The sequence below is a fragment of the Pseudomonas sp. SM4 genome, assembly GCF_051913165.1.
In the GTDB taxonomy this organism is placed as follows: Bacteria; Pseudomonadota; Gammaproteobacteria; order Pseudomonadales; family Pseudomonadaceae; genus Aquipseudomonas.
In genome coordinates, this window is sequence record NZ_JBODOE010000006.1 from 375,760 (window position 1) to 402,603 (window position 26,844).

The window sequence follows — 26,844 nt, forward strand, 5'->3', positions numbered from 1 at the left end:
GCCGGTTCACGATTGCAGACCTTTGAGCAAAACCCTCGCCCGCTGAAGAACATCCTGATCAAGCTGCGCCTTGATCCCGTCAAACCCGGAACCGCGAGTCGCATCCAGGCCCATCCGCGACGTCGTGCCATTGACCGACGACGATGGATCGAGCGGACTACCGGGCAAACCATCAATGGTGAAAATATCCAGGTGCGGCTGAAAGTGCGTGGCCAGCGCCCACAACACCTGGCTGTCATCGCTGATGTCGATATCGCTGTCCACCGCGATCACGGTTTTCAGGTACGGATCCCAGCCGAGCAGGGCCAGCATGATCTGCCGCGCCTCGCCATCGCGGCTCTGATCCAGCGCCACGTAGCAGTGAAAATGCGTGCCGGAATTCGGGTAATGCACGGCGGTGACGGCAGGGAAACGCGCCTTGAGTTTCTCGCTCATCTCGGCTTCGCGGGGCAGACGGGCGAGGGTCAAATGCTCGGCGTAGCGGCCGCCCATCACGTCGACCAGCCAGGCATCTTTGCGCTTTAACAGGGTGTCGACACGCAGCACATTGTTGGTCGAGCGATCCGAGGAATAACCGCTGAATTCGCCGAACGGGCCTTCCTCGGCGTAGGCCGCCGGGTCGATCGCGCCTTCCAGAACAAACTCGGCATACGCTGGCACACCGATGCTGTAGCGTGGAGTTTTCACCAGTTCCAGCGGCGCACCGAACAGTCCGCCAGCGACGGCGCGTTCATCGGCGCCATACGGCAAACGCGCAGCGGCGGCGAGCATGAACAGTGGGTGCGCTCCGACCACCATTGCCACACGCAATTCTTCGCCGCGTTCGCGCGCGGTTTGCAGCATCCGCCACAAATGACCGCGTGAATGCAGGCTGGTGGCGAGGGCCTGGCGGGCGTGGCGCATCGAGCGGTGATAGCTCATGTTGGCGATGCCGGTCAGCGGGTCTTCGGCGATGATGATCGCGTTGGTGATGTACGGGCCGCGATCGCTGTCGAAATGCTTGAGCATCGGCAGCAGCGCCAGATCCAGCGCTTCGCCTTCGAAGACTTCATCGAGAATCGGGCCGCTTTCTACATAATGCGGAGCGATGGGTTGGTTGGCGCGGGTTTGAAAGGTTTCGTGCAGTTGCGCAGGCGTGACGCCGAACAGCCGGGCGATGCGGGTGCGGGAAGCGAACAGATTGGTCGCCACCGGCACGCCGAGGTTGCCGACGTTTTCGCAGATCAGCAGTGGATCGCGTCCCTGGGCGGCGAGGGCATCGACCAGGGCGGTGACGTCCTGATCGACAGAAATCGGTTGAGTGACGGTCAGCACATCGTCCGGGTACTCACGGCGATAGGCGTCGATGAACACGTGAAAGTCCTGAGAATCGCCGAGCGTCGAACGGGTCATGGTGTCACCTCGTAAAAAGCAGGCACGCAGGGGGGAGAGGGCGTTCGCGCGGCCAGCCGTTGGCCTGCCGGTCGAACGAACGCCGGGTCATCTTCGTGCCTGTAAAGTCGCTGTGTGCTCTGTGTACAGATCCCTTGTGGCGAGGGCCTTTGTGGCGAGGGGATTTATCCCCGATCGGCTGCGAAGCAGTCGTAAAACCAGTAAACGCGATATGCCTGATACAACGCGGTCGCAGGTTTTGGGGCCGCTGCGCAGCCCATCGGGGATAAATCCCCTCACCACAGGAAACTCCATTTCCACACCAGGGTTTGCGTAAAGTTAGAGGTACGTGGTGGTCAGACGTATGTCAGCCTCGGCCAGATCCTTCGGCGGTGGCGTCGGTTCGATCCCGCACAACCTTGCGATGTTGTTGCCCAGGTAATCCTCGAGATGATCCTCATCAATCCCCAACCCCTGCGGTGCCGGCGAGCACAACACCTCCAGTTCCCGCAGCCACATCCCCGGCTCGTTCGGCGGCGAATCGGTGCCGAACACGATCTTGTTGCGCGGCAGTTCCTTGGCGAATTCGACGATCCGCGACTGGAAGCACCAGCCCGATTCGCAGTACACGTTCGGCGTGTCCATCGCCATCCAGAACGCTTCGAACGAGTAGTTGCCGCCGGTCTGGATACCGAAGTGGCCGATGATGAAATTGACCATCGGGAACTCGCGGATGATCGGGTAGAACATCGTCGGAATCGTGTACGGGCCGTCGCCGGTGTGGATCAGCACGACGATGTTGTACTTGGCGCAGACTTTCATCGCCGGACGCAGCCAGTCGAGCGCGCGATCTGGGCGATAGCCGTGCATGTTGGCGTGCAGTTTGAGCATCTTGAAGCCGTATTCCTTGATGTGGAATTCCAGCTCCGCCGCACCGTTTTCCGGTCCCCAGCGCGGGTTGAAGTTAAAGTTGCCGATGAAGCGATCCGGGTACTTCATGCACAGTTCGGCGATGTACGACATGTAGTCGCGCACGCCTTCACGGCCCCGGCGGTTGCCGTCGCGATAACCGGTGTTGCCCGGTGGCGGCTGGATGAAACCCATGTCGATGCGGCGTGGTTTGCCGTTGATCATGTACGGGCCGTCCATCAGCTTGAGCATGCGCTCGCCGGTGAACGGTTCGCCGGTGTGGCGCCAGGCCTCGTCGACCAGGTTGGTGGGGTGCAGATGGGTGTCGATAATCATCGGTTCAGCTCCTGGCCAGTTGAGTGGTGACGGGACGCTTGAGTTGCGCCTCTGCTTCGGAAACGGAACGGGGTGGCGGGGTTGGTTCGAGGCCGATCATCCGCGCGGTGTTGTTGCCCAAATAGTCTTCGAGGGTGTCCTCGTCGAGGTTCAGGCCTTGCGGCGGTTCGTGGCAGAGCACTTCGAGCAGGCGCAGCCACATGCCCGGTTCGTTCGGCGGTGTGTCGGTGCCGAAGAGGATCTTGTGCGTCGGCAAGACCTTGGCGAACTCGACGATCCGCGATTGCAGGCACCAGCCGGATTCGCAGTAGACGTTGGGCAATTCCATCGCCCATTGCATCGGTTCGAACACGTAGACGCCGCCGGTCTGCACGCCGAAGTGGGCCATGATGAAATTGACGTTGGGGAATTCCTTGATCATCGGCACCCATTCCGACGGGATGCTGTAAGGCCCGTCGCCGGTGTGCAGCTTGACCGGGATGCCCAGCTCGGCGCATTTCTCGAAGCACGGGCGCACCCAGTCGAGTGCACGGTCAGGACGGTAGGCGTGCATGTTGGCCTGCATCTGCACCATGCCGAAACCGTGTTCCTTGACGTAGCGCTCGATCGCTTCGACGCCGTTTTCCACGCCGCAGCGCGGGTTGTAGACGAAGCAGCCGATGAAACGGTCCGGGTAGGTCTGGACCATTTTCAGGGTGTAGGCCATGTAGGCGTCGATGGATTCGCGGCCGGTCAGGTCGCCGTCGGTCCAGGTGTAAATCGTGTTGCCTTGCGGCGGCTGGATGAAGGCTTTGTCAATGCGGCGAGGCTTGCCGTTGACCATGTACGGGCCATCCATCATCTCCAGCAGACGCTCGCCGGTGAACGGGTCACCGTCATGCCTCCAGGCGAGGTCCACGAGATCCGTGGGATAGCAGCTGATATCGATGATCATTGCAGTCGATCTCCTGATAGCGGGGAAGGGAGCCTTGCGGCTCTCGGCATCCACGTCCCGGGCAATCGGCCGTTGCTATGCGCAAGACTCGCGCATTCCCTCGCCTGTTCGCATCCGGCCCGGGTGGGTGGCTGCTGAGGGCGAGTATTGGAAAGGGGGGAGGGGTTCGTACAATATTAATTGGGCGGGGTGGTGATATGCGTTCGATATGGGCTGCATCAAGATCAAAAGATCGCAGCCTTCGGCAACTCCTACACCGTTCAATGTAGGAGCTGCCGAAGGTTGCGATCTTTTGATCTTCAATGGTTGTGCCAGCGCTGTCGTCAGGATTGTGTCCGCAGGGCCAACTGTTTGATCGCTTCAACCACCGGCGCCACACGCTCCGCCTGTCCATGCGGCCACACGGCGTAAAGGTTGTAATGCGCGGCAATCTGCGCCTCGTTCAACGCCACCAACCGCCCACTGCGCAATGCATCAGCCGCCAACAATCCACGCACCAGCCCCGCGCCAACGCCAGCCTCGGCAGCCGCAATCAAATTCGCCGCATTATCAAAAATCACCCGTGCCGGCGGCTCGGTCGGCGTCATCCCGGCCGCATCCAGCCACGGAATCCACGACCTTCGCGTATAGCCCAACAACGGCAACTGAAGAATCTGCGCCGGGCTCAACGGCGCCTGCAAACCATAGCGCTCCAGCAATGCCGGCGAAGCCACCGCCAGCACCCGGTCGCCACAAATCTGCGTCATTTCGCAGTCATCCCAATCGCCATAGCCATAACGCAGCGCCAGATCGACTCGCTCAAACGTACTGCGATCACTGCGCGGCATCGACAGCAGCGTCACCTCATAATCCGGCAGCCCATCAAGCAACTGCGGCAGGCGCGGATTGAGCCAGCTCTGCGCCAGTTCGCTGTCGACATCGAGGGTCAAACGCTGCGCCACGCTACGGTTTTTCACCGACGAGATTGCCCGGTCAATCTGCGCCAGACCATCCGACAAGACACTGGCAAACAACTGCCCGGCATCAGTCAGATTGCTGCCGCCGCCTTCACGCACGAACAACGGCTGGCCGATGAAATCTTCCAGAGCGCGGATCTGCTGGCTGATCGCGCTATGGGTCAGATCAAGTTTGCGCGCAGCGCTGGAGAAACTGCCGCTGCGCGCCGCGTGGATAAACGCGCTCATGGACTGCACCGACGGGTATCGCTTGTACATGTTGTTAGTCCTGCTTACAGCGGTTGGCAGAAATCGTCGCTGGCCGCGTGTGGCTCAGGGTTCCAATAATCGGTGACCAGGCCCGCACAAAGACGGGCCGCTCTTTTGGAGCCTGACAATGATTGCATTCACGGTTAACGGCGAACGACGCGAGCTGGATGAAGCGTCCTCCTCCATGCCCTTGTTATGGGTCTTGCGTGATCAGCTGAAACTCAGCGGCACCAAGTTCGGCTGCGGCATGGGCCTGTGCGGTGCCTGCACCGTGCATCTGGACGGCGTCGCGGTGCGTTCCTGCCAATTGCCGGCGGCCGCCGTCGCGGGCCATAGCATCACCACCATCGAAGGTTTGTCGCCGTCAGAAAACCATCCGCTGCAACTGGCCTGGGTCGCCGAAGATGTGCCGCAATGCGGCTACTGTCAATCCGGGCAGATCATGTCCGCCGCCGCGCTGCTCAACACCGGTGCGGCAGTCACCGACGATTCGATCCGCAATGCCATGTCCGGAAATATCTGCCGCTGCGGCACTTACGGACGCATCAACAAAGCGATCAAACGTGCGGCGAACGCGCCGAAGGAGGCGTGATGAGCCTCATCGACGACACCCGCATTGAACTGCCGCGGCGGGTTTTTCTCAAGCAAGCGGCGACTGTTGCTTCCGGCCTGGCGATTGCCCTGTACCTGCCGGGCGGCATGGCGGCCACGGATCCGAAAGCCATGGCGCCGGCCAACGAGTTCGAACCGAATGCCTGGGTGCGCATCTTTCCCGACGGCACGGTGAAACTGGTGGTGCACAAGCACGATTCCGGCACCGGCACGCAAACGGCATTGGCCGCGTGTGTGGCGGAAGAGCTGGACGTCAACCCGATGACCGTGCAGGTCATCACCCCGGAAGACCCGTTCTTCGAAACCTACATTCATCCGGTCTGGAAAGTCTTCTCGACCGGCGGCAGCACCAGCGTTTCCCTTGAATACGATCGCTTGCGCATGGCCGGTGCCACGGCGCGGGCGCTGTTGATCACCGCTGCCGCGAAACAGTGGAAAGTCAGCCCCGACAGTTGCACCACCGAGGAAGGTCGAGTGATGCACGCGGCGAGCAAACGCAGCCTCGGTTATGGCGAACTGGTCGGCGTGGCCGCGCATCTGCCGGCCCCGGCAAAGGTCACGCTGAAAGACCCTGCGCAGTTCAAATACATCGGCAAATTGCGCCACAAGCGCGATGCGGCAGCCAAGGTGTGTGGGCGCTTCAAGTACAGCATCGACGTGCAATTGCCGGACATGCTGGTGGCGGTGATTCAGCGCGCGCCCGTGGTCGGCTCGAAAGTGCTGAGCGTCGATTCAGTCGCAGCTTTGCAAGTGCCGGGCGTGCGCAAGGTGCTGGCGATACCGGGCCGTCCCGACGTGCTCGGTGGCAATCTGGAAGGCGTCGCGGTGTTGGCGGATACGTTCTGGGCTGCGCAGCAGGGCCGCAAAGTGCTGGAGATCAAGTGGAGCGATTCAGCGCTGGCCGGGTTCGACAGCGAGCAGTTATTCAGCGCTCAAGCCAAGGTCATCGGCGATCCGCAAGCGCAAACCGTCAAAGCCATGACCCAAGGTGATGTCGCCGGGCAATGGGCGGGTGCGGCGAAGCTGATCGAAGCGGATTACACCATGCCCTACAAGGTGCAAAACCCGCTGGAACCGATCTGCATCACCGCGCACGTCAAGGACAAGGCAATCACCTATTGGGGCGGCGTACAGGTGCCGTCCTCGGCGCTGGAAGCGGCGCAAACCGTGTGCGGGATCGACAAGGCCAACGTGACCATTCATGAACTGGTCTCGGGCGGCAGCTTCGGTGCGCGGGAGGCCAAATACTGGTTGTTTGAAGTCGCGTATCTGGCGCAGAAAACCGGCGTGCCGGTAAAACTGCTCAACAGCCGCGAAGATGAAATGCACGCGCTGTTCAATCATCCGGCAACCTTGCATCGGGTCAAAGGCGCGCTCGATGCCCAAGGCAAACTCAGCGCGCTGCAATTGCACGCGGTATCGCCAGCCTCGCCGGAACAGTGGGAACCGGGTTACTTCGAACGCCCGGACAAGATGGATTACAGCACCACCGAAGCGATCACCGCGTGGGACTTCGCCTACCGTCCGCCGCATCTGGAACTGAACTGGGTCAAGCACGAAAGCGACGTGCCGAGCGGCTGGTATCGTTCGGTGAGCTTCATCCCCAACGTGTTTGCCGTGGAAAGCTTCATGGATGAACTGGCGCATGCGGCGGGTACCGATCCGCTGCAGTTTCGTCTCGCTAACATGCAGGAGCGGCCACGGCATGTGGCGGTGCTCAAGCAAGCCGCCGAGCGCGCCGGTTGGGGGCAGCCGTTGCCACCGGGCACCGCGCTGGGCATCGCGACCAATCAGGGTTACACCAGTTTTATTGCGGTGGTTGCGCGGGTGGCGATGGTCGACGGCAAGCCGAAAGTCGAGAAGCTCACCTGCGTGGTCGATTGCGGTTTGGCAGTGTCGCCGGGCGGTGTCGAAGAACAGATCTACGGCGGGTTGATGTGGGGCCTGGGCCACGCGCTGTTCGACCGGCTCGACATCAAACAGGGCCAGGTGGTGCAGAGCAATTTCCACGACTATCGCGTCACGCGCATGTCCGACATGCCGGCCACCGACATCCTCGTGCTCGACGGTGAGCCGAGCAAACCCGGTGGCGTCGGCGAGTTGGGCAGCCCTTCGGTGGTGCCGGCCATCGCCAATGCGTTGTTCGCGCTGACCGGCGTCCGTCAGCGTTCGACGCCACTGAACCTGGGATAAATCGCCATGGACTTGCGCCTGCTGCGGTACTTCATGGCGTTGGCCGATGAGTTGCACTTCGGTCGCGCCGCCGAACGCCTGCACATCTGCCAGCCGCCGCTGAGCCAGCAGATTCGTTTGCTGGAAGAGGAACTGGGCACGCCATTGTTCGAGCGCAGCCATCATCGGGTTGAACTGACGACGGCGGGGCAGATGCTCAAGGAGCAGGCGCCGCTGGTGTTCGAGCAACTTGAGCGGGCGCTGGATCTGACGCGGCAAACCGGGCGCGGTCAGCTCGGCGAACTGGAAATCGGCATGATCAGTTCGGTGATGGTCGGCGTGTTGCCCAAGGCTTTGCACCTGTTTCGCGAGCGTTACCCGCAGGTCAACTGGCGCCTGCACGAAATGACCCCGGCGGCGCAGGTCAAGGCGTTGAAGGAGAAGCGCATCGATGCCTGCGTGTTTCGCGTGGGTTATGACGATCCGTTGTTGCGCAATGAACTGCTGATTTATGAGCCGATTCATGTGGTGATGCCGGCGGATCATCCGCTGGCGCAGCGCGAGGTGCTGGCCCCGGCGGATCTGGCGCAGGAGCCGTTTGTGGCGCTGGAGCTGAAGCAGTCGCGGTTCGCTAATTTTCTCTATCAGTGCTGCATTCAGGCGGGGTTTACCCCGCAGATACGGCAGCAGGTGATTGAGGTGCAGACGCTGCTGAGCCTGGTGCGTGCCGGGTTCGGCGTGGCGCTGTTGCCGGCGTCCATTGAACAGTTGGCGCCGGCGGGACTGGTGTTTCGGCGGCTGACCCCGGCATTGCCGGAAGTGCCGCTGTACGCGACGTACCGCGCGGATGATGCCTCCCCAGTCCTGAAACTCTTCCTCGACACCCTCCGCGAACTCAACGGCAACCCCCAACCCCTGTAGGAGCTGCCGAAGGCTGCGATCTTTTGATCTTGCTTTTAAAAAACAGGATCAAAAGATCGCAGCCTTCGGCAGCTCCTACAGGGGGATGTGTTGTGTGTGAATAGAGGTGCACGATCGCGATTGGCTGCGGTCGTACTCTTCACATGGCGCATCACTTGTGGAGATCCAATGAGCCAGGAAGTCCTGACCACCGAAACCAATCGCCGCCAGTTGCAGCAGATCATCGCCGGGTTGTCCGACGGGGTGATTCTGCTGGAGCGGGATCAAAGCATCCTCTGGGCCAACGAGGCCGCGCTGGCCATGCATGGCGTCAGCCGGATCGGTGAGCTGGGCCACAATGCCACCGAATACGCGCAGCGTTTCAACCTGCGTTATCGCAACAACCACACGCTGTCGCCCGAGAATTATCCGATCAGCCGCGTGGCCCGCTGCGAGGCGTTCAATGATGTGCTGATCGAAGTGAATGCGGCGGATGATCCGGAACGCGTCTGGGTACACAGCGTGCGCAGCATGATTCTCACCGACCGCGAAGGTCAGCCCGAGTCGCTGGTGCTGATCATGAGCGACGTCACCGATTGGGCCAACGCCGAGCAGCGCTTCGAGAAGACCTTCAATGCCAACCCGGCGCCGGCGGTGATTTGCCGTATCAGCGATTTGCGTTACATCAAGGTCAATCCCGGGTTTCTGGAGATGACCGGTTATACCCGCGAGCAGGTGATCGGCACGTCGGCTTATGAAATCGACATCTACGAGCAGGCGGAGAAGCGCGATCTGGCGATTCAACGCCTGCGCGATGTCGAGACCATTCCGCAGATGCAGGCTGAATTGCGCTTGCCCGATGGCAGCAGCAAACAGGTGATCGTCGCCGGGCAACCGCTGCTGCTCAACGATGAAGACTGCATGCTGTTTTCCTTTGTTGACATGGAACTGCGGCACAAGGCCGAAGTGGCGCTGCGTCAGAGTGAGGAGCGGTTTGCCAAGGCGTTTCGCCTGACGCCGGTACCGATCCTGATCTGCACGGCGGATGAACAACGGGTGCTCGACGTCAATCAGGCGTTTCTCGATACGCTGACATTTGACAGTGACGATGTGCTCGGTAAGACCGTGACGCAGATTGGTTTTATCGATGACAACGGGGCACGCACGCGTTTGCTCGCGGCGCTTGAGAAAAACGGCCGGGTGGATCGGGTGGATGTGCGGGTGCGCACCAAAGACGCCGACTTGCTGGAGTGCGCGTTGTCGGCCGACACGGTGAATATTCATGACGTGCCGTGCTATTTGCTGGTGCTGATGGACATCACCGAGCGCAAGCGCACCGAGCTTGAGCTGGTGGCAGCCATTGAAGAGGTGATGAAAGACGCCTCATGGTTCAGCCGCACGTTGATCGAAAAACTGGCCAATGTGAAGAAGGTCAATTCGCCGCAACTGCCCAGTGTGTCATTCACCGATCTGACGGCGCGTGAGCGTGACGTGCTGGGGCTTATCTGTGAGGGGCTGGCGGACAAGGAGATCGCCGCGCGGCTGAAACTGGCGCCGAACACGGTGCGTAATCACGTGGCGACGGTGTATTCCAAGCTCGATGTGCACAGCCGCAGCGAGGCGATTGTCTGGGCTCGGGAGCGTGGGCTGTTTTCCGGCGAGTGGCGGGGGCAGCGCTAGGGTGCAAATGCACTAGTTGATCCGGTGCAAATTGAGGTTCTGATGGGGGCGGGTGGTTCTTAGTCTGGTGGGGTACGGTGCGTGTCTTTTTTTGCGTGATCGTGTCCCTTCGAAGCAGCTAAAGGAACAACCTCAATGATGAATCTTGCGCAGTTGCGCGCTCAGCTTGAGCAGAGTTTTTCGCCGCTGGCGTGTGAGTGTCTGGTGGATGGTGATCATTCGCTGACGGTGAAGCTTTATCATCCGGTGTCAGGGCAGGTGGATCTGGTGATCAGCGGGTTGAAACTCAATGGCTTGCGTACACCTGAGTCTGTCGAAGCGTTAATTGAAGAGCTGCGTTATGAGCTCGAAAGCAATTCCCTGCGCTCCTCCCGAAACCCCGAACCCATGTAGGAGCTGCCGAAGGCTGCGATCTTCTGCTTCTGCTGTTCTGTGGGAGCTGGCTCGCCAGCGTTGGCGGCCCTCTGGCCGCCCCATCTCTAACTGAATACACCCCATCCAACTGTAGGAGCCAGCCTGCTGGCAATGGCGGCTCCACGGCCAAACAAATCCCCCCCCCCCACCCCAAAATCGACAGCCACTTCCCCGCAATCCACCCGGTTTTCTGGCGCTTGCAGCCACCTCGGCTATAAAGAATGAGTGGTCAGGTCTCCCGTGGTCGGTTTGATTGCGGGAGTTTGTCTCTCATTTCTCGCGGGTCGTCCTATGAACAATCTTGGGAAACGCGTGTTGCCGTTGGCTTTTTTTGCTGTGTTGTTGGCGGGTTGTGCCAGTCCGCCACCGCCTCCACCCGTAGCGCCTCCACCACCGCCGGAACGCACGTGTCAGGTGCTGGAAAACACTGAGGTCGCCGGCGATATGTATGTCGACGGGCAAGTCACTCGCCACATCACCACCACGCGTTGCGTCACGCAATAGCGCCGGCGGGGCGTAAGTCCCGGGTTGAGCGGATTGTGCTGGTGGCCGATCTGGCCGGCACGGCAGTGTTTGCCGTGGAGGGTGCGATTGCGGCGATGCGCAGTCAGCTCGACCTGCTCGGGGTCATGGTGATTGCGTTCATCGTCGCCCTCGGTGGCGGGGTGACCCGTGATCTGTTGATCGGCGCCACGCCGCCCAATGCGGTGGCGGATTGGCGCTATCCGGCCCTGGCGTTTTTCATGGGCGGGCTGGCTTTCGTCTTTCATGAACAGGTGCTGGGCTGGTCCGGTTCGACGTTGATTGTGCTGGATGCGGCGGGGCTTGCGCTGTTTGCCGTGGCGGGGGCGCAGAAGGCACTGAACTTCGGAATTACGCCGTTTGTGGCGATGTTGATGGGCACGGTCACTGGCGTCGGTGGCGGGGTGATTCGCGACATTGTGCTGGCGCGTATACCGGTGGTGCTGCAGGCGGATTTATATGCGAGTTCGGCGTTTGTCGGCGCGGCGGTGTTGATCATCGGCCGCAGGCTGGGTGTATCGCCGGTAGCGGCGGCTTTGCTGGCGGGGGCGGCGTGTCTGGCCTTGCGCTTGCTCTCGGTGCATTTCGGCTGGCAACTGCCCAAAGTGCAGGTCTGACCCCGCAACCTGTAGGAGCTGCCGCAGGCTGCGATCTTTTGATCTTGTTTTTAAAAGACAGATCAAAAGATCGCAGCCTGCGGCAGCTCCTACAGGGTTGTGTTTCAGTGGGGGTCAGGAGAGGAAACCACCGTCGACATTCAGCGCAACGCCGGTGGTGTAGCTCGACGCATCACTGGCCAGGTACAACACCGCGCCGGCCATTTCGCTCGGATCGGCCACGCGCTTGAGCGGGATCTGCGTCAGTGCCTGCTTGAGGATCGCATCGTTCTTCACCAGCGCCGAGGCGAATTTGGTGTCGGTCAGGCCCGGCAGCAGGGCGTTGCAGCGGATGCCGAACTGCGCGCATTCCTTGGCGAAGACCTTGGTCATGTTGATCACCGCCGCCTTGGTCACCGAGTAGATGCCCTGGAAGATTCCCGGCGAGATACCGTTGATCGAGGCGACGTTGATGATGCTGCCACCACCGTTTTCACGCATCAGCTTGCCGGCTTCCACCGACATGAAGAAATAGCCGCGAATGTTCACGTCAACAGTCTTCTGGAAGGCGCCCAGATCAGTGTCCAGCACGTTGCAGAATTGCGGGTTGGTCGCAGCGTTGTTGACCAGAATATCGAGGCGGCCGAACTGTTCCTTGATCCCGGCGAACACCTGGGCAATCTGCTCCATTTCACCGATATGGCAGGCCACCGCCGTGGCTTTGCCGCCAGCGGCGATGATCGCGTCGGCGACGTGCTGGCAGCCGTCGAGTTTGCGGCTCGAAACGATTACGTGGGCGCCTTGCTGGGCCAACAGTTTGGCGATGGCTTCACCGATGCCACGGCTGGCACCGGAAACGAAAGCGATTTTACCGTCGAGGTCGAACAACTGAGTCTTGGACATAAGGGTTCCTGGTTGTGGGCCGTCAGAGGCTCGATTTCGCCATGACCTGCAGGCTCATCTGCTCCAGCAGTTTGTTCATGTGAATGAACTGCGCGAAGCGTTTGTCCTGGGTCTGGCCGTGGTAGAAGCGGTAGTAGATCTGCTGCACGATGCCGGCCAGGCGGAACAGGCCGTAGGTGTAGTAGAAGTCGAAATTGTCGATCTGGATGCCCGAGCGTTCGGCGTAATAATCGACGAACTCACGGCGAGTGAGCATGCCTGGCGCGTGGCTCGGCTGGCGACGCAACAGTTGCACCGGCGCCGGGTCGTCGGCCTCGATCCAATAGGCGAGAGTATTGCCCAGGTCCATCAGCGGATCGCCGAGGGTGGTCAGTTCCCAATCGAGCACGCCGATGATCTGCATCGGGTTGTGCGGGTCGAGGATGACGTTGTCGAAGCGATAGTCGTTATGGACGATGCTCGAGGTCGGATGGTCGGCCGGCATCTTGTCGTTGAGCCAGGTTTTCACCGCCTCCCAGTGCGGTGCGTCCGGGGTCAGGGCTTTTTCGTAGCGCTCGCTCCAGCCTTTGATCTGGCGGGCGACGTAGCCTTCTGGTTTGCCCAGGTCGCCAAGACCGCAGGCGTTGTAATCGACGCGGTGCAGCTCGACAAAACGGTCGATGAAGCTTTTGCACAGCGCTTCGGTTTTTGCCGAATCGAGGCCCAGTTCCGGCGGCAGCTCCGAGCGCAGGATGATCCCTTTGACCCGTTCCATCACGTAGAACTCGGCGCCAATCACCGACTCATCGGTGCAATGCACATAGGCTTTCGGGCAATACGGGAAGCCATCGCGCAGCTGATTGAGAATGCGGAATTCGCGGCCCATGTCGTGGGCGGATTTGGCCTTGTGGCCGAACGGCGGACGGCGCAGGACGAATTCCTGCTCCGGGTATTCCAGCAGATAGGTCAGGTTCGACGCGCCGCCAGGAAACTGGCTGATCGCAGGCAAACCGCTCAGGCCCGGAATGTGCGCCTTGAGGTACGGATCGATCAGGCTGGCATCGAGTTCTTCGCCAGAGCGGATACGGGTGGACTGGTCAGTAAGCGCCATGCTTATCCCTTCTGCTTATTTTGGAGGCCAGACATCATTGGCTAATCTAATGGCGCGCACGGGTGGTCACAAGCGCGGGGCGGTCTTATAGGTTAGCGTGTTGCCGGATAATCACCTTGGGGAATGTGCGCGAACGGCCAGCGCAGACTAAGGTTTAGCGGGTATGCCATGGGCAAAAAGGAGCTTTGAAATGGGCTGTCCGCAAGTCTGTGCCACGGCCACGTTGCAATGCAGCTTCGGCGCCGCGCCGTCAATGCTCAACGTGCTGCCGGTCAACCGCACGCTGACCGGCGGGATGCCGGCGGCGAACATCATGGATCACATTCCGCTGGTCAACATCTTGCCGTTCGGTGTGTGCATGAGCATGGCCAATCCCATGGTGGCCGCCGCCACAGCTGCCGCGCTGGGTGTGTTGACACCGATGCCGTGCATTCCGGCGACGGCCACGCCATGGATTCCCGGTGGCGCGCCGACCTTGCTGCTCGGCGGGATGCCGGCGATCGATGCCAACAGCACGCTGATGTGCAACTGGGCCGGGGTGATCAAAATCGCAATGCCAGGGCAAATGCAGATGCTCATTCCCTGAACCCCCTGAACCCCTGTAGGAGCTGCCGAAGGCTGCGATCTTTTGATGTTGCTTTTATAAAAACAAGATCAAAAGATCGCAGCCTTCGGCAGCTCCTACAGGGGGTGGTGACCAACAAACTCTGTGGGAGCGGGCTTGCCCGCGATGAGGCCAGTCCATACGGTCGGAAAACCTCAGGCCTACTGCGGATCCGCCCACTGCCGATACCACCAGCGCACCCGCGAAATCGGCTTGCCATCCGCCCCCAACGGCCGCCCATCCTCGGCAAATCCTTGCTCTGGCTCCAGCAACTGGCCATTCACATAGCGCGCTTCCAGCGCCGGTTTGCCATTGGCATGAAAGCGCTGATAACGCCCTTCACGCACGCCCTCGCGGTAAAACTCCGCCTCCGCTACTTGACCATCGGGGAAGTAATTGAACGCCTCGCCATGCAGCAATCCTCGCCGATAGGTCGCCTTGCGCTGTAAAAAACCCTCGGGTGCGTAAAAACTCGCGACCCCTTGCAGCTTGTCGCGCACAAACGGCATCTGCGCCGAGACCTTGCCGTTCGGGTGATAAAGCAGCGACAGGCCCTGCAGTTCACCCTGGCTGTAATGCAGATCGGCCTGTTTGCGTCCGTCATCCTTGATGTTCAGCGCACCGTCAAGTTGACCGTCCTGCAGACGCCCCTTGAGCTGCTTGTCGTCCTGATGCAGATCCAGCGGTGTGATCGCCATGGCTTCTCCTTGTCAGTTGACCTGCACCAGCCCGCCCTTGATGGTCAGCATGCCGCCGCCATCGACCGTCTGCGAGGCGGCGCCCTTGTTGGTCAGGCTGATCCCGGCGTCATTGGTCAGTGTGGTGCCGGCCTTGTTGTCCAGCGAAGTGCCGGCCTGATTGGTCAAGGCAGTGCCGGCCTTGTGCGTGATCGAGGTGCTGGCCGATGTCGCCAGGTCGGCGCCGCTCTTGATCGTGAAGCTGCCGCCGCTTTGCAGGGTGAGGGTGCCGCTGACCTTGATGGTCAGATTGCCGTCCACCGTCAGGCTGTAATCGCCGGTGACCTTGTCGGTGTAATTGCCGCCGGTGCTGTGGTTCTGGTCGGCGCCGACTTTTACCGTGCGAGTATCCTTCACATCGAGGCTGTCGCTGCCGGTCTGGATGGTGACGCTGCGTTTGCCTTTCTCCAGCGTCACGGTCTCGTCGCCGTCCTTCACCGTGCGGGTGCGGGCGTTTTGTACGGTGAGGGTTTCGTCATGGCCGACCGTAGCGGTGGTGTCGTTGAGCACGTTGATCTTCAGGTCTTTCTGCGCCTGCAAGAACACCTCTTCAGCGTCCTTCTTGTCCTCGAAGCGCAACTCGTTGAAGCCGCCGCCACCCTTGGACGACTGGGTCTTGATCCCCGATTGCGTCTGATTGGCCGGCAGTGCGTAGGGCAGGGCGTTGTCGCCGTTGTAGACGCACCCGGTGACCAGCGGACGATCCGGATCGCCATCGATAAACGTCACGATGACTTCCTGGCCGATGCGCGGAATGAACTGCATGCCGAAGCCCTTGCCACTCCACGGCAACACCACACGCACCCAGCAGGAACTGGTTTCGTCATTCTTGCCGTCGCGATCCCAGGGGAACTGCAACTTGATACGGCCGTATTCATCGGTCCAGATTTCTTCGCCGGACTTGCCGACGACGATGGCGGTTTGCGGGTGCATGCGCGGTTTCGGTGTCATCCGTTGCGGGCGAAACGGCGTGGCTTTGGGGATGGCCTCGAAGCGATTGCGATAGCTTTCATGGCTGGCGTCATGGGTCACACGCGTCACCACCCAATCGATATTCAGGCTCGCATCGTCGTGGCCGTCGAGGGTGAACCAGTGCCCCGGAATCAGCCAGCGACAGTCGCTTTCGCCGACAAAGCGTTTCTCTTCACTGCGCAAGCCGTCAACTCGCTGTTTGGTCAGCGCATCGCCCTGAGCCTTGGCGTTGTAACCACCCGGATGTTCATAGATGGACAGTGGCCCGGCCACTGCTTCGGCCTGACCGTAAAGTGATGTGGTCGGCGTGGTGAACTCATAATCGGTCGCCCGATACACCCCGGCCACCGCCTGCAAACAGACTTGCCCTGAGCGAATGCCGTGCAACTCGCGCTGCCCCAGTCCTTGCCCCAGGTAGCTGACCTTCGGCCCGTTGGGGATCTGCACGAAGGCGTCATTGCTGTCGCCGAGCACCAGTGTGTGCTTGCCGGCGTCGTGGGTGAAAAACCAGAAGATGCCATCCTCTTCCAGCAGCCGCGAGACGAAAGCGAAATCGGTTTCGCCGTACTGCACACAGTATTCGCGGGGGGTGTAGCTGCCGGTCAGCGAGAGTTTGAAATCGCTGAAACCGTGGGCCTTGAAGATCGTGGTGACGATATCCGAGGTGGCGAGGTTCTGGAACACGCGGTTGTTGCTGGCGAGGGTCAACCACCAGAGCCACGGGCGCAGGATTAGTTGATAGCGCTCGGCGGTGGCGTCGGCGGGGAGTTGACGTATCTCGGCGACCAGCGCGTCGAACGGGCGGACCAGGGCATCATTGTGCAGGGTCGTGGTGACGTGGCTGGCGACAGCGCTGGTCAGGGTGAGCGAGGCGCCGTCATTGAGGCCGTTGATGATTTGTGAACTCAACAGGTTGAGCGATTCGTCGCCTGAGAGTGACTCAGGGTAAAGCGACGCCAGCGAGGTGGCCGTCAGGAATAAGGAGGTAGTGCTGTCGTTGAAGCGCGTCATCGGAGTGCCTTCACTGATAGTTCAACTCATGAATGACCGTATCGAAGCCTCCGTTCTGGTAATAGAAGTGCCATTTTGACGTAAATGGCCAATACCTGGCCTCATACTCTCCCCAAAAAGCAGCCTCGTTTCCTCCGATCCCGGCGTGGGTATAGCCATGGGCCTTGGGTACGCTACTGACGTTGTATTTGTCCGATGGCAGCAACCACGCCGTATTGGTTCCATATCTGAACAAGTCATCATTCATGAAAATCGGTCGATCGGTTTCAGTCGTCGCCAGGTTGTAATGACGAACTCTGATGAACCCACCAAAATTTTGCACGCCAACGCAGCAACCCGAGAGGTTTGCCGTAAGGAACAGAACAGGATCGTTGCCGGTGGGTGGCACAGGCAGATCGATATACAACCCCTGATCCTCTTTCCATGGAAGGAAATATGCCTCATGGGGGCCGGGATGATTGGCGCTCAATAGCTGATCCATCGCTTCAAACTCGACTGTGATTCTTGCGACATGGGCGTGGCCGATGTTCAGATATAAGTGTTTGTTCTCTTGTTCCAGGCGCTCTTTCAACATGTCGGGCTCCTTATTGAAATGCAGATTGTTCCTTGCATCGCACAGTCATTCACACGACGACTAACCAGCCAATATCACTGACATTGCTGGACTCCTCCCACTTGAGACCCTTCACTACCTGTTGGATAGGCTTTGTCTTTCCAAGCGAAAGGCTGCCTTCCAGATAGTTGAGCAATTGTTCCAGGTTGGCGCCCCTGGGCGTGGCTGCAACCGGAGCTGTGCCCGGCGAGATCACGTCGTAGTGCTTGTCGATGCGGTCACCGATGCTGGAGTTGGTCTGGGCAAAGCCCACGTACAAGTTGTCCGTAGACGTGTCGAATTCTCGTAACATCCGGGTTATCTCAATCGCCACTTGTGGCTTGGTTGCCGGGTTGGCCAGATTTTTCTGCAACAGTGCAACTTCCTGTGCCGCGGCGCTTGCAAAACCGTGTCCGTAGAGCCCTTGCAGCAGCGATTCGAGGTGCGACCAGGCAGGTGTATGAGGCGCCGGGTTAGTCTGAACAAGTTTCAGAAAGCTTTTCTCAACCGCCGAGTAAGGAATTTTGTGGCAAACGGCGCAATTGTAGGTTGAGAGGAATTTTTTGCTTTTCATCTGCTGGGCAATTGTGTAGGGGTTGTTTTTTGAATGAGGGTCGAGGGTGTCGAGCAAAAGTTGCTCTGCGTCATTAAGTGGTGTGGTGTTGATGATCTCTTTAACCAGCACTTGCAGAACCCCCAGATTCAAGTGTGAGCCGGGACGAGAATGATCTGAGAGGAAAGTATCTGTGGTCTTGTCGTAGGTGATGCCCATATCGCCTTCCTGTTTGCGAGGTGTGGGGAATCGATTTTTTCTGGCTTGATTTCCGCGATCAACCTGAAAACCAGCGCAGCCAGTTGGGCCAGGCATTCCCGCCGGGTGAGTGTCCTTGGTGCATATAATCCCAGCGCGCGGTTTCGGTTAAACCCGCGCCTCGCAACTCTTGGACGACCGTGGCTTCGATTGCCCTGACATTCAGATTTTCCAGCTCGCCAATGTTTCCTTGAGCCAGCAACTGGAACTGTGCCGGGTCTGATATGTACTGCAGTGCATGGCCCATTTCATGTAGCAGGCACACTGCCGGCGTCAAGAAACCCGTACGTGTGCGTGGACCAAAAACGCTTTCCAGAATCCATGCGCCCCAACGCTGCTCTCTATTCCATGGCGCATCAATGCGATGACTTTCACCCGGCCCCAATCGGGGGTCGTTAGAAGCGAAATCCGTAGTGTCTACCGACTGAGTGTGGTTCCAGCAGATCATCCCGCCGTCGAGGTAGTGGGGGCACTTTCGGCTGTAGGGAGGAATGTATTCCGAACCGCCGTGATCGATCACCATGATCCCGATGTGCAACGGGGAGTTGTCGAGGCTGGAGATGACCTCTTGGGCGAAAGGTGAATGATTCAGGTACGAAATCGCCGTGTTGTAGAGGTTTTGGAACTGATTGATGGAGGGGATGAGTCCTAACATCATTATTCTCCCTGAACAGTTAGATGTTTTTAGCTGCTGAGCGTTGCCTTATAACTTTGCCTGTAGGAATAGTTCTCTGGGGATATGGTCGGGGACGAAGTTTTCTGTGTAAAAATTTTGTAATTCACCATGCGCCGATATCGCTCCTCGCATGACTTCGTGGTAGGTGTGCGTGGAACTTACGGAAGTTGGCATGTAGTGAAAGAAAGCAAACGTGCAATAAGCCAATCTGGCAAGAGTGACGGTTTCGGTAAATCCCAACGCTTTCGCGGTGCTAATTATGTCTATCGTGCTGCCTGATTTTCCCGCCCATATCGAATTGCCATTTAATCTGTCCTTGATGACGTCTTTATCATCTTCATCCAGACTGTATTTGTTGATTCTGATTTTATGGTGATTGCCACGGTCTACATCTATCACGGTTGTATGAGGGGAGCCGTTAGTGTCCGAGTCGCTACTCGGCTTTTTGGCGCGCTGACTGTTCGTTTGAAAAAAGTCATGAATGGCAGCTATTTTTTTATAGAGACGAGACAGCGGTTCCTTTAGTAGACCAGCGTCTATCCCCTGCAACAGAGGGCTGGTACCGGGGACGTTGGCGGTATCTGAGCACCCCCAGTCGATATTCGCACCGAGGCCATAGGCGGAACGATTCTTCGCCGGTCTCTTGAATGTGGGTGAAGGGCCGACGCTGGTGTTGTGCATCTTGTTTATGATCGCGTCAATAGCAGTTATTTCAAAAGTCGGAAAATTGGCAAGTACTTCAAGCGCCAGCGTTTCTTCTTTTTTTCTATTGAATGCCGCTTTGTTATGTCCTTTGAGTGCTTGAAACAATGCTTCAGGTGAATTGAAAAATTTGTCTTGGGTACTGTGAAGGCCCAATACGGCCGTCGGGATAAAGCGAACGTCCGAGTTCATGGAGAAAAAACGCAGCGTGGGCGCTTTTTTTTCGCTCTGGATGTTTATCCCTGTTGCACGTTTTGGTTTTAAATGGATGGGGGCGGACACCCACTCATAGTAAGTATCCTTGAATTTCTTCGTGACGTTTGGATCGTACTGCTCCAGTAACGGAGTGATGCTTGAATCCCAGAAATCGTTCGCTGACTGTTGTAAAGGTTTGCAAAACCTTTCTAAGTCGAGGTCTGGTGATCCCTTACGCAGATCGTCGAAGTCAGCTTGTTTTCCTGAATAAAGGATTGTGTCGCCGTGTAAGGTTTTGACTGTGATCATGACTGTGTTCCATTTTTTGTAGCTAGATCTCTTTATGCTGGCTTCGTGAATCTCGCCTGTGCTGTTCACTCCAACACCCACTCCGCCAACTTCCCTGTTACTTGCGTCATCAACACATTCTCGACATCCCGCGCACCGGCCGCGCTGCACTTGGCGAGCACTGCCTTGACTATTCCTGAATCAAATTCGAACTGCTTGCCGGTCGCTGCTTTATAACGGCCACGCAATTTCTCCAACTTGGCCAGCACAATCCCTTCCAGCGTCGCCTCATCCAGTGGTCGATAAGCAACCACAGTCATGCGCGCCAGAAACGCCGGGCGGAAGGCTTGCAGGAGGACTTTGTGCAGCGCTTCGTTGAAGGCTTCGCTGCCGAGTTGAGCGACTGGCGTATCAAGTAAAAGCTCAGCGCCGACATTGCTGGTGGCGAGCATCACGGTGTTCTTGAAGTCCACCACCAAACCGGTGCCGTCCTCCATCAGGCCTTTGTCGAAAACGTTGTAAAACGCCTCCAGTACATCCGGATGGGCCTTCTCGATTTCATCCAGCAACACCACCGAATACGGTTTGCGCCGAACTGCTTCGGTCAGCACGCCGCCGCTGCCGTAACCGACATAACCGGGTGGGGCGCCTTTGAGTTGGCTGACGGTGTGCGCCTCCTGATATTCCGACAGATTGATGCTGATCAGATTGCGTTCGCCGCCGTACAGGGCATCGGCCAAGGCGTAAGCGGTTTCGGTTTTGCCGACGCCGGTAGGGCCGACCAACAGGAACACACCCACCGGTTTCTGTGGATCGGTCAGTCCGGCGCGATAGGCCTGCAAGCGTTGCGCGATGGTATTGAGCGCGGTGCTTTGCCCCATCACCCGTTGGCCCATGCGCTGACCGAGGGTGCGCACTGCGTGGGCTTCGTCGGCGAGCATTTTGCCGACGGGGATGCCGGTCCAGCCGGCGATGACAGCGGCGACGGTTTTGGTGTCGACTTGCTCGGGCACCAGTGGATCGTCCTGGCGGATGGCGTCCAGTCCAGCCTCCAGACGCAGCAGTTCGGCGGCGAGATGATCGATGCGACTGTCGGTGGCTTCATCGGGTTTGTCGCTGTCGGCACGTTCGCTCAACGCCAGCAGCTCACGGCGGGTATCGAGCAGTTCGCGCACGGCCACGCGTTCTTCGCTCCAGCGGGTTTCCAGTTCGCGGATCGATTGCACATTGGTTTTCGATTCATCTTCCAGCAGGGTGATGCGTTCCCTGTGATCCAGGCCGGTAGCCTGCTCGCGACGCAGACGTTCGACTTCATCCTTGAGGCTGTTTTGCCGGTGGCGCAGGCTTTCCAGAGGCGGCGGCACATCGTGCTGGCCGAGGGCGACGCGGGCACACGCGGTGTCGAGCACGCTGATGGCTTTGTCCGGTAACTGGCGACCGGAAATGTAGCGATGCGAGAGTTTCACCGCTTCATGGATTGCGGCATCGAGCACCTGCACGCCATGGTGCTGTTCGAGTTTGGCGGCGACGCCACGGAGCATTTCCACGGCGGTTATTTCGTCGGGCTCCTCCACCTGCACCAGCTGAAAACGGCGGGCGAGGGCCGGGTCTTTCTCGAAGTATTTTTTATATTCCATCCATGTGGTGGCAGCGAGGGTGCGCAACTCGCCACGGGCCAGCGCTGGTTTCAGAAGGTTGGCCGCATCGCTGCCGCCCTCGGCACCGCCTGCGCCAATCAGCGTGTGGGCTTCGTCGATGAACAGAATGATCGGTTTGTCGGCACTGCGCACGGCGTCGATCACGCCTTTCAAGCGCTGCTCGAATTCGCCTTTGACCCCGGCGCCGGCCTGCAACAGACCAAGGTCGAGCACGCGCAAACTCACTTCCTGCAACGACGGCGGTACGTCGCCAGCGGCGATACGCAGCGCCAGGCCTTCGACTACGGCGGTTTTACCAACGCCGGGTGCGCCGACCAGAATCGGATTGTTCTGCCGGCGCCGAAGAAGAATGTCGATGCACTGACGGATCTCGCCGTCGCGGCCAACAATGGGATCGATGCGTCCGGCGTGGGCATCGGCGGTCAGATCCTGAGTGTATTGATCCAGCACGGTGTCTTGCCGTGGCGCAGGATTGCCAGACGACACTGAGCGTGGGCCGACATGTTCGCGCGAGTTTTCCGTCCACTCCAACAGGTTGGCGCGCAGGGCTTCCTTAGGAATTCGCAGCAGCGACGACGCACTGTTGAGCAACAGACTGCGGCGCTCATCTCGATCAATCAGCGCCAGTAACAGCAGCCCCGAGCGGATGTTGTCGATCCCGAGCACACTGGCCTGCACCACCGCGTCTTCCAGCAATCCCAGCGTGTGCGCAGACAACGCCGGCGTGCGCGTGCTGCCAGCCTTGAACAGATCCAGCGCCTTGTTGATTTCCGCCGTCAGCGCATCCCGCTCAAGGCCAAAACGCGGCAGCAGAAAAGCAAAATCGCCACCCTCGATGTCGAGTAACTCCAACAGTAAATGCTCGATCTCGACAAAGTGATGGCCGCGTTGCAAGCAGCGCTGTGCGGCGCGTTCGAGGGCGCGGCGGTTGTCCGGGTTGAGGCGTCCGATCAGGCTGGCCAGTTCCATTTCAGGTGATCTCCAGCTGACGAAGACGGGTTTCGATGCGTTGCACCGCGAGACTGGCCTGACGCTGTATCCCGCCGTTCCAGCTCAGCAGCGCCGGGGCCTGACGCCCGAGTTTCATCGGCCCGGCACCGCGTACCAGCAGCACGAGGGTGATGTCCAGATCCGGGCCGAAGTACAACGCCGCCAGGCTGGCCAGCGCCGGATGCGCTTCGCCGTCCGGCAAAAATCGTCCAGCCTGCGTCGAGGGCAGCGGCCCCAGTGTCAGACGAATACCGGCATGTTCATCCCAGACCCGCGTGCCGGCGACGGCGCTGCGCCCCAGTTGCAGGTTGCGTCCACCGGCCTTCATCACGCTGCGGCTCGCTGACGGAATGTCGCGCCAGGCACCTTCGTAAGCGCTCAGTTCGACGGGCAGCGCAAACTGCTCGCGAACAATCGCCGCGAACCCGGCCAGTGAGCGGCGGCCATCGGCATACAGCGCAGTGCAGGCGAGCACCGCACAATCGGCAATCGCCTGGCGTTCCTGCAAGGACTTGGGCAGCAACCCGGTGAGCGCACGCAATTGCGCCTGCACCGGCGAAGCGCCCGGTGTTACAAACCCGAGGGCGATGCGGTGTTTGCGCATCACTTTGTAGAGCAGGCTGAGCAAGCGATGCTGGAACAGGTCGAGGAACTCGGCCGGCGCGTGATCCTTGGCGCGCGCCCGTTGTTGCAGCCATTCCTGATAGGCGTAGGGCAGGGGGCCGTCCGGGCCACCGAGGCCGAACACTGGCGTGTCGAGGGTCAGCGGTTCACCCGGATCCTCGCGCAGGGCTTCGATCTGGCTGGCGGCAAACATCGGCGTCAATGGCCCGCGCAGTTTCACCGCTTCGGCTTGAGGCGAAGTACCGCTGCCGAGGGAATCGGCTTGCGGCTGTTCGCGCTCCAGCAGCAACAATGCCTGCAACAACTCGAACGCCTGCGGATCGCGGCGCAGGCGCTGGCTCAGTGTCAGAGCGACAGCGGCATGCCGGCTTGGGGTTGCCATGCCTTGACCTCCTTGTCGGACTGCATCAGGACTGTGCGCACAAAGCGATTGGCCGTGGCGTACACCGAAAAGAACTGCGCCAGCACCGCGGAAAAAAGCACCGCGCTGCTGCCGACAAAATGCTCTGGATCGAGTTGCAATTGCACCTCAAGCCCATTGCGCCAGCCGCGCCAGGCATCGACGCCGACATGGCCGATCACACGTTCGCAACGCAGGCTCAGCAAGCCGTCGATCTGCCGCAGCGCGCTGGCTTCATCGCGCAGGTTGTGCAGAAGCAGAATCTCTTTCAGGGCATCCAGCGCCTGTGGACCTTCAACCAGCGACAGGTGATTGAGGGTCAGCTGCGACACCAAGCGCCAGCGTGAATCGCCGTCCAGGCGCGGCAAACTTTGCGGGCTCGGCGGGTTGCGCAAACGCGCCCACGCGACCGGGCCGGGGCGCTCGAAACCCAACGGTGTACCCGCCGGTAAACTCTGCGCGAGGTGGCGGTTGGTGCAGAGCAGTTCGGCAGTCAGGCTGTACTCGGGCAGATCGGTTTGCGGCTCGAAACGGGTGTCGACCACGCTCACCAACAAGTCGCTGCCCAGTCGGTTGGGCGTCATGCCGTTGACCCGCCGCGCATGCCAGTACCGCTGTTGATCGCCGCCGCTGTGCTGACTGCCGTAGTAGGCGGGCAGCCTTTGCACGCCGGCACTGGAGCTGGCGCGCATGCCGCGAATGCTATGAATTTCGACGCTGTTTTCGCGGTGGCTGTCGGCGATCAAGCGGTATTCGCTGCGGGTGCCGTCGGGGCGCAGTGGCTCTGAGGTGCGTGGGAACAGATTGATCACCGGTGCACAACCGAGGGCGATGTCACTGGCCTGTAAATGCAGGCGACTGCCGGGGGCGCGGTCGAACACGATGTACAGGTACAGCGTTTGACTGTCGCTGGTGACACCGCGCAGCGGCAGGTCGAAAAAATGAAATTTGTCGGGGAAGGCAAAGTATTCGGCGAGCAGGCGCATGCCCGGATGCACACCATCCTCATCGGGTAACAGCACCTCGTCGTCGCTGAAGCCGACGATGGTCGGCAAACCTTTTACCGCCACCGGCACACTGCCCGGCGAACCCGCCAGCACTTGCACCGCGTGCGCGCCGAGGAGGTCATACAGGCAGGCATTGATTACCGGCGAGGCGGCCAAATGAATGCGCAGTTGTTCGATGGCAAGCGTTGACCATTGGCTGTCGCCCAGACAACGCAAACTCAGACGCAATGCCGAACGCGACTGCGCCACGCCGGTCAGGGCCTGTGCCTCGTCGCTGCCCAGCAGCAACGCTTCGCTGACCTCTATCGGCCACAGATTCACTGCCGCCGAGGTGCGAAAGTGGATGCTCTGGCCCTTGTCGGTGGTGACGAACAGCGGTGTGTCGCGGGGCAGCGGATAGCCGCCATCAAGGTTGCCCTTGCTCGGGTCCGGTTCGAACTGGACGATGGCGCACGACGGCAGCGGACGCATCGCCAAGGGGTAAAGCTGTTCGAGCAGCGCATCGCTGAACTCGGCGTAGTCGTCATCCAGGCGCCGTTGCAGACGCGCCGCCAGCAGCGCAAAACCTTCGAGCAAACGCTCGACATGCGGGTCGGGGCATTCACCGGGTGACAGTTCCAGGCGCCGCGCGACTTTCGGATAGCGCTCGGCGAATTGACTGCCGGCATGCCGTAGCCAGGTCAGTTCGCGTTGGTAATAGTCGAGCAGTTGCGGGTCAATCGAGTCGCTCATGGCGCACCTCCAGCCCTTGACCGCCGGGCTCGATGACAAACGCTACCGGCCAGTGTTGCTGACCGCTGCGCAGCTCACCGAGCAAGCGAATGCTCATGCGTTGCGGCTGATCGGGCAGGGGGGTGATCTGAACTTCGCCGAGTTTCAGACGCGGTTCGAACCAGGTGATGGCTTCGCGAATATCCCGCGCCAGGCGACGGCGGTCATCGCTGCGCTGTTGTTGCAAAGCGCTCCAGTCGGCGATGCCGTAGTCGATCACGCTGGGTGGCTGGGTCAGTGTGCGCGGGCCACGCCGGGTATTGAACAGGCGCCCGAGTTCGGCGTGTACCGAGTCGAGCAAGTCCTGCCGATCGAACGCCCGCAGGTCGTCGGCCTCGCTCGAAGCGAGGCGTTCGAACAGCGGGGGGAGCATGCCGGTGCCTGCCATGGCCGCGACGCCGGCTTAGCTGACAAGCTTGTTGGCAGCCATGTCCCAGGTCGATGCGGCCGTGCCTTCCTTGGTGCCGTCGTCTTTCTGTGCGGTGAGCTCCCATTTGATCTTGGTGAAGTTCAGCGACAGGGTTTCCACCGGTTTGCCGCCGGTGCCGCCGCTGACGCTGACGTTGGAAATCACCACGTTGGTCAGGGTGTAGACGATGAAGGGCATCAACTGTCCACTGCCTTCGGCGGCGTTGCGACCGATGGTGATCGTGGCTTCAGGGATCGGTTTACCGGCACAGCAGTACTCGTTGAGTGAAGGTGTCGAGCTGTCGACGAACTTGGTCAGGGTGAACTCGCCGATGTGCGGTTTACCGGAGGTGCGCTCCGAGTTGCTGACGTCGTTGGTCACTTGCATCGCGACGTTGTGGCTGTAGGACATGACTTCGATCTTGTCCGCAAAACCTTCGAGCAGGCTGTCGCCTTTGATGTCGCCGCCGAGGTCGAGAATGATTGCATCCATCGCTTGAAACTCCTGAAGAAAATCACATTAGGCAAATGGGCTGAACACTGGGCTCAGGGTTCTGAACACTGAACACTGAACACTGAACACTGAACACTGAACACTGAACACTGAACACTGAACACTGAACACTGAACACTGAGTACTGAACACTGAGTACTGAGTACTGAGTACTGAGTACTGAGTACTGAGTACTGAGTACTGAGTACTGAGCACTGCGTACTGAACCTGTGGCGAGGGGATTTATCCCCGATGGGCTGC

Annotated in this window: 25 protein-coding genes; 8 read left to right on the top strand and 17 right to left on the bottom strand. The window is 59.7% G+C overall.

Annotated elements, in window-relative coordinates; genetic code table 11:
• Window positions 1–6 precede the first annotated feature (6 nt).
• The 4 genes from ACQ4MY_RS14230 to ACQ4MY_RS14245 form a co-directional block, all read right to left on the bottom strand.
• Complete coding sequence (locus tag ACQ4MY_RS14230; RefSeq protein ID WP_440095563.1) at window positions 7–1,392, bottom strand: UbiD family decarboxylase; 1,386 nt, start codon at window positions 1,390–1,392, stop codon at window positions 7–9.
• Window positions 1,393–1,710: 318 nt separating this feature from the next.
• Window positions 1,711–2,616: an amidohydrolase family protein gene (locus tag ACQ4MY_RS14235; protein ID WP_008081961.1), complete on the bottom strand. Its 906-nt coding sequence runs from the start codon at window positions 2,614–2,616 to the stop codon at window positions 1,711–1,713.
• A 4-nt stretch (window positions 2,617–2,620) separates the two neighbouring features.
• The gene (locus ACQ4MY_RS14240; RefSeq protein ID WP_008081962.1) at window positions 2,621–3,550 is read right to left on the bottom strand and encodes an amidohydrolase family protein; all 930 of its coding nucleotides are present in this window, start codon (window positions 3,548–3,550) and stop codon (window positions 2,621–2,623) included.
• Between the two features lie 323 nt (window positions 3,551–3,873).
• Entirely contained in the window at window positions 3,874–4,764 is an 891-nt protein-coding gene (locus ACQ4MY_RS14245) for a LysR substrate-binding domain-containing protein (RefSeq protein WP_440095564.1), read from the bottom strand.
• A gap of 118 nt (window positions 4,765–4,882) precedes the next feature.
• On the opposite strand from ACQ4MY_RS14245, the gene ACQ4MY_RS14250 reads away from it, so the two are divergent.
• From ACQ4MY_RS14250 to ACQ4MY_RS14280, 7 genes are all read left to right on the top strand, one after another.
• Complete coding sequence (locus ACQ4MY_RS14250; RefSeq protein WP_440095566.1) at window positions 4,883–5,347, top strand: (2Fe-2S)-binding protein; 465 nt, start codon at window positions 4,883–4,885, stop codon at window positions 5,345–5,347.
• Window positions 5,347–7,560 carry a molybdopterin cofactor-binding domain-containing protein gene (locus ACQ4MY_RS14255; protein WP_440095568.1) on the top strand — a complete coding sequence of 738 codons (2,214 nt, stop codon included), beginning with the start codon at window positions 5,347–5,349 and terminating at the stop codon, window positions 7,558–7,560. The genes ACQ4MY_RS14250 and ACQ4MY_RS14255 overlap by 1 nt, the downstream gene beginning before the upstream one ends.
• Before the next feature lie 6 nt (window positions 7,561–7,566).
• On the top strand, window positions 7,567–8,460 hold the full coding sequence (locus tag ACQ4MY_RS14260; RefSeq protein WP_440095570.1) for a LysR substrate-binding domain-containing protein: 894 nt from the start codon (window positions 7,567–7,569) through the stop codon (window positions 8,458–8,460).
• Window positions 8,461–8,628: 168 nt separating this feature from the next.
• Window positions 8,629–10,119 (top strand): helix-turn-helix transcriptional regulator, encoded by a 1,491-nt coding sequence (locus ACQ4MY_RS14265; protein WP_440095572.1) that lies wholly within the window; start codon window positions 8,629–8,631, stop codon window positions 10,117–10,119.
• Between the two features lie 135 nt (window positions 10,120–10,254).
• The gene (locus tag ACQ4MY_RS14270; RefSeq protein ID WP_158830790.1) at window positions 10,255–10,512 is read left to right on the top strand and encodes a DUF1652 domain-containing protein; all 258 of its coding nucleotides are present in this window, start codon (window positions 10,255–10,257) and stop codon (window positions 10,510–10,512) included.
• Window positions 10,513–10,824: 312 nt separating this feature from the next.
• Window positions 10,825–11,037 carry a hypothetical protein gene (locus ACQ4MY_RS14275; protein ID WP_397483911.1) on the top strand — a complete coding sequence of 71 codons (213 nt, stop codon included), beginning with the start codon at window positions 10,825–10,827 and terminating at the stop codon, window positions 11,035–11,037.
• A 41-nt stretch (window positions 11,038–11,078) separates the two neighbouring features.
• Window positions 11,079–11,672 (top strand): trimeric intracellular cation channel family protein, encoded by a 594-nt coding sequence (locus tag ACQ4MY_RS14280; protein WP_238552709.1) that lies wholly within the window; start codon window positions 11,079–11,081, stop codon window positions 11,670–11,672.
• Between the two features lie 114 nt (window positions 11,673–11,786).
• Here the strand turns inward: ACQ4MY_RS14280 and ACQ4MY_RS14285 are convergent, their stop codons facing one another.
• Together ACQ4MY_RS14285 and ACQ4MY_RS14290 are read right to left on the bottom strand one after the other, a co-directional pair.
• A complete protein-coding gene (locus ACQ4MY_RS14285; RefSeq protein WP_007911074.1) occupies window positions 11,787–12,554 on the bottom strand; it encodes an SDR family oxidoreductase in 768 nt (255 codons plus the stop codon).
• Window positions 12,555–12,576: 22 nt separating this feature from the next.
• On the bottom strand, window positions 12,577–13,644 hold the full coding sequence (locus ACQ4MY_RS14290; protein ID WP_440095573.1) for a phosphotransferase family protein: 1,068 nt from the start codon (window positions 13,642–13,644) through the stop codon (window positions 12,577–12,579).
• Window positions 13,645–13,834: 190 nt separating this feature from the next.
• Between ACQ4MY_RS14290 and ACQ4MY_RS14295 the strand changes: the two genes are divergently transcribed.
• Complete coding sequence (locus tag ACQ4MY_RS14295) at window positions 13,835–14,230, top strand: DUF4280 domain-containing protein (RefSeq protein WP_008083980.1); 396 nt, start codon at window positions 13,835–13,837, stop codon at window positions 14,228–14,230.
• Between the two features lie 179 nt (window positions 14,231–14,409).
• Here ACQ4MY_RS14295 and ACQ4MY_RS14300 read toward each other — a convergent pair whose 3' ends face one another.
• From ACQ4MY_RS14300 to ACQ4MY_RS14350, 11 genes are all read right to left on the bottom strand, one after another.
• Window positions 14,410–14,946 carry a toxin-antitoxin system YwqK family antitoxin gene (locus tag ACQ4MY_RS14300; RefSeq protein ID WP_440095574.1) on the bottom strand — a complete coding sequence of 179 codons (537 nt, stop codon included), beginning with the start codon at window positions 14,944–14,946 and terminating at the stop codon, window positions 14,410–14,412.
• Window positions 14,947–14,958: 12 nt separating this feature from the next.
• On the bottom strand, window positions 14,959–16,968 hold the full coding sequence (gene tssI, locus ACQ4MY_RS14305; RefSeq protein WP_440095576.1) for a type VI secretion system tip protein TssI/VgrG: 2,010 nt from the start codon (window positions 16,966–16,968) through the stop codon (window positions 14,959–14,961).
• Window positions 16,969–16,978: 10 nt separating this feature from the next.
• Window positions 16,979–17,542 carry a hypothetical protein gene (locus ACQ4MY_RS14310; RefSeq protein ID WP_440095577.1) on the bottom strand — a complete coding sequence of 188 codons (564 nt, stop codon included), beginning with the start codon at window positions 17,540–17,542 and terminating at the stop codon, window positions 16,979–16,981.
• 49 nt (window positions 17,543–17,591) lie between these two features.
• Entirely contained in the window at window positions 17,592–18,332 is a 741-nt protein-coding gene (locus tag ACQ4MY_RS14315; protein WP_440095578.1) for a hypothetical protein, read from the bottom strand.
• 58 nt (window positions 18,333–18,390) lie between these two features.
• Entirely contained in the window at window positions 18,391–19,026 is a 636-nt protein-coding gene (locus ACQ4MY_RS14320) for a hypothetical protein (RefSeq protein ID WP_158833620.1), read from the bottom strand.
• A gap of 48 nt (window positions 19,027–19,074) precedes the next feature.
• A complete protein-coding gene (locus ACQ4MY_RS14325) occupies window positions 19,075–20,253 on the bottom strand; it encodes a hypothetical protein (protein WP_440095579.1) in 1,179 nt (392 codons plus the stop codon).
• 65 nt (window positions 20,254–20,318) lie between these two features.
• Window positions 20,319–22,859: a type VI secretion system ATPase TssH gene (gene tssH, locus ACQ4MY_RS14330; RefSeq protein ID WP_440095581.1), complete on the bottom strand. Its 2,541-nt coding sequence runs from the start codon at window positions 22,857–22,859 to the stop codon at window positions 20,319–20,321.
• A gap of 1 nt (window position 22,860) precedes the next feature.
• On the bottom strand, window positions 22,861–23,886 hold the full coding sequence (tssG, locus tag ACQ4MY_RS14335; RefSeq protein ID WP_440095582.1) for a type VI secretion system baseplate subunit TssG: 1,026 nt from the start codon (window positions 23,884–23,886) through the stop codon (window positions 22,861–22,863).
• Window positions 23,850–25,643: a type VI secretion system baseplate subunit TssF gene (gene tssF, locus ACQ4MY_RS14340; RefSeq protein ID WP_440095583.1), complete on the bottom strand. Its 1,794-nt coding sequence runs from the start codon at window positions 25,641–25,643 to the stop codon at window positions 23,850–23,852. The genes tssG and tssF overlap by 37 nt, the downstream gene beginning before the upstream one ends.
• Window positions 25,627–26,070: a type VI secretion system baseplate subunit TssE gene (gene tssE / locus ACQ4MY_RS14345; protein WP_045123199.1), complete on the bottom strand. Its 444-nt coding sequence runs from the start codon at window positions 26,068–26,070 to the stop codon at window positions 25,627–25,629. The genes tssF and tssE overlap by 17 nt, the downstream gene beginning before the upstream one ends.
• 15 nt (window positions 26,071–26,085) lie before the next feature.
• Window positions 26,086–26,583, bottom strand: a complete 498-nt coding sequence (locus ACQ4MY_RS14350; RefSeq protein WP_008083964.1) for an Hcp family type VI secretion system effector — start codon at window positions 26,581–26,583, stop codon at window positions 26,086–26,088.
• Between the last annotated feature and the right edge of the window lie 261 nt (window positions 26,584–26,844).